Genomic DNA, 2,975 nt, shown 5'->3' with positions numbered 1-2,975 from the left:
AAAGCATCTGTAAGACTTTTTTAACGGTTAAGTTAGAAAGGGCGCACGGTGGATGCCTTGGCACTAGGAGCCGATGAAGGACGGGACTAACACCGATATGCTTCGGGGAGCTGTAAGTAAGCTTTGATCCGGAGATTTCCGAATGGGGAAACCCACTGTTCGTAATGGAACAGTATCTTTACCTGAATACATAGGGTACTGAAGGCAGACCCGGGGAACTGAAACATCTAAGTACCCGGAGGAAGAGAAAGCAAATGCGATTTCCTGAGTAGCGGCGAGCGAAACGGAATTAGCCCAAACCAAGAGGCTTGCCTCTTGGGGTTGTAGGACACTCAACATGGAGTTACAAAGGAACGGGGTAAATGAAGCGATCTGGAAAGGTCCGTCAAAGAAGGTAAAAACCCTGTAGTTGAAACTTCGTTCCCTCCTGAGTGGATCCTGAGTACGGCGGGACACGAGAAATCCCGTCGGAAGCAGGGAGGACCATCTCCCAAGGCTAAATACTCCCTAGTGACCGATAGTGAACCAGTACCGTGAGGGAAAGGTGAAAAGCACCCCGGAAGGGGAGTGAAATAGATCCTGAAACCGTGTGCCTACAAGTAGTCAAAGCCCGTTAATGGGTAATGGCGTGCCTTTTGTAGAATGAACCGGCGAGTTACGATTTCATGCGAGGTTAAGTTGATAAGACGGAGCCGCAGCGAAAGCGAGTCTGAATAGGGCGAATGAGTATGAGGTCGTAGACCCGAAACCAGGTGATCTACCCATGTCCAGGGTGAAGTTCAGGTAACACTGAATGGAGGCCCGAACCCACGCACGTTGAAAAGTGCGGGGATGAGGTGTGGGTAGCGGAGAAATTCCAATCGAACCTGGAGATAGCTGGTTCTCTCCGAAATAGCTTTAGGGCTAGCCTCAAGATGAGAGTATTGGAGGTAGAGCACTGATTGGACTAGGGGCCCCCAACGGGTTACCGAATTCAGTCAAACTCCGAATGCCAAATACTTATTCTTGGGAGTCAGACTGCGAGTGATAAGATCCGTAGTCGAAAGGGAAACAGCCCAGACCACCAGCTAAGGTCCCAAAGTATACGTTAAGTGGAAAAGGATGTGGAGTTGCTTAGACAACCAGGATGTTGGCTTAGAAGCAGCCACCATTTAAAGAGTGCGTAATAGCTCACTGGTCGAGTGACTCCGCGCCGAAAATGTACCGGGGCTAAACGTATCACCGAAGCTGTGGATTGACACCGTAGGTGTCGATGGTAGGAGAGCGTTCTAAGGGCGTTGAAGTCAGACCGGAAGGACTGGTGGAGCGCTTAGAAGTGAGAATGCCGGTATGAGTAGCGAAAGAAGGGTGAGAATCCCTTCCACCGAATGCCTAAGGTTTCCTGAGGAAGGCTCGTCCGCTCAGGGTCAGTCGGGACCTAAGCCGAGGCCGAAAGGCGTAGGCGATGGACAACAGGTTGATATTCCTGTACCACCTATACATCGTTTGAACGATGGGGGGACGCAGAAGGATAGGGTAAGCGCGCTGTTGGATATGCGCGTCCAAGCAGTTAGGCCGGAAACGAGGCAAATCCCGTTTCCATGAAGGCGGAGCTGTGATGGCGAGGGAAATATAGTACCGAAGTTCCTGATTCCACGCTGCCAAGAAAAGCCTCTAGTGAGATGTAAGGTGCCCGTACCGCAAACCGACACAGGTAGGCGAGGAGAGAATCCTAAGGTGTGCGAGAGAACTCTCGTTAAGGAACTCGGCAAAATGACCCCGTAACTTCGGGAGAAGGGGTGCTTTTTAGGGTGAATAGCCCAGAAAAGCCGCAGTGAATAGGCCCAGGCGACTGTTTAGCAAAAACACAGGTCTCTGCGAAGCCGCAAGGCGAAGTATAGGGGCTGACACCTGCCCGGTGCTGGAAGGTTAAGGGGAGAGGTTAGCGCAAGCGAAGCTTTGAACCGAAGCCCCAGTAAACGGCGGCCGTAACTATAACGGTCCTAAGGTAGCGAAATTCCTTGTCGGGTAAGTTCCGACCCGCACGAAAGGTGTAACGATCTGGGCACTGTCTCAACGAGAGACTCGGTGAAATTATAGTACCTGTGAAGATGCAGGTTACCCGCGACAGGACGGAAAGACCCCGTGGAGCTTTACTGCAGCCTGATATTGAATTTTGGTACAGCTTGTACAGGATAGGTAGGAGCCTGAGAAGCCGGAGCGCCAGCTTCGGTGGAGGCGTTGGTGGGATACTACCCTGGCTGTATTGAAATTCTAACCCGCGCCCCTCATCGGGGCGGGAGACAGTGTCAGGTGGGCAGTTTGACTGGGGCGGTCGCCTCCTAAAGAGTAACGGAGGCGCCCAAAGGTTCCCTCAGAATGGTTGGAAATCATTCGTAGAGTGTAAAGGCACAAGGGAGCTTGACTGCGAGACCTACAAGTCGAGCAGGGACGAAAGTCGGGCTTAGTGATCCGGTGGTTCCGCATGGAAGGGCCATCGCTCAACGGATAAAAGCTACCCCGGGGATAACAGGCTTATCTCCCCCAAGAGTCCACATCGACGGGGAGGTTTGGCACCTCGATGTCGGCTCATCGCATCCTGGGGCTGTAGTCGGTCCCAAGGGTTGGGCTGTTCGCCCATTAAAGCGGTACGCGAGCTGGGTTCAGAACGTCGTGAGACAGTTCGGTCCCTATCCGTCGCGGGCGCAGGAAATTTGAGAGGAGCTGTCCTTAGTACGAGAGGACCGGGATGGACGCACCGCTGGTGTACCAGTTGTCTTGCCAAAGGCATAGCTGGGTAGCTACGTGCGGACGGGATAAGTGCTGAAAGCATCTAAGCATGAAGCCCCCCTCAAGATGAGATTTCCCATGGCGCAAGCTAGTAAGATCCCTGAAAGATGATCAGGTTGATAGGTCAGAGGTGGAAGCGTGGTGACACGTGGAGCTGACTGATACTAATAGATCGAGGACTTAACCAACGCTTTAGAATAAATGAA

General features: G+C 52.5%; 1 rRNA gene. It reads left to right on the top strand.

Features of this window, described 5'->3' with window-relative positions:
• Positions 1-25 precede the first annotated feature (25 nt).
• Positions 26-2,957 (top strand): 23S ribosomal RNA (locus QNI08_RS22355).
• The last annotated feature ends 18 nt before the right edge of the window (positions 2,958-2,975 follow it).

Source organism: Peribacillus folii (genome assembly GCF_030271255.1).
GTDB lineage: Bacteria > Bacillota > Bacilli > Bacillales > DSM-1321 > Peribacillus.
Note: the sequence above shows the minus strand (reverse complement) of the source record. Positions and strands in the feature narration are given on the sequence as shown.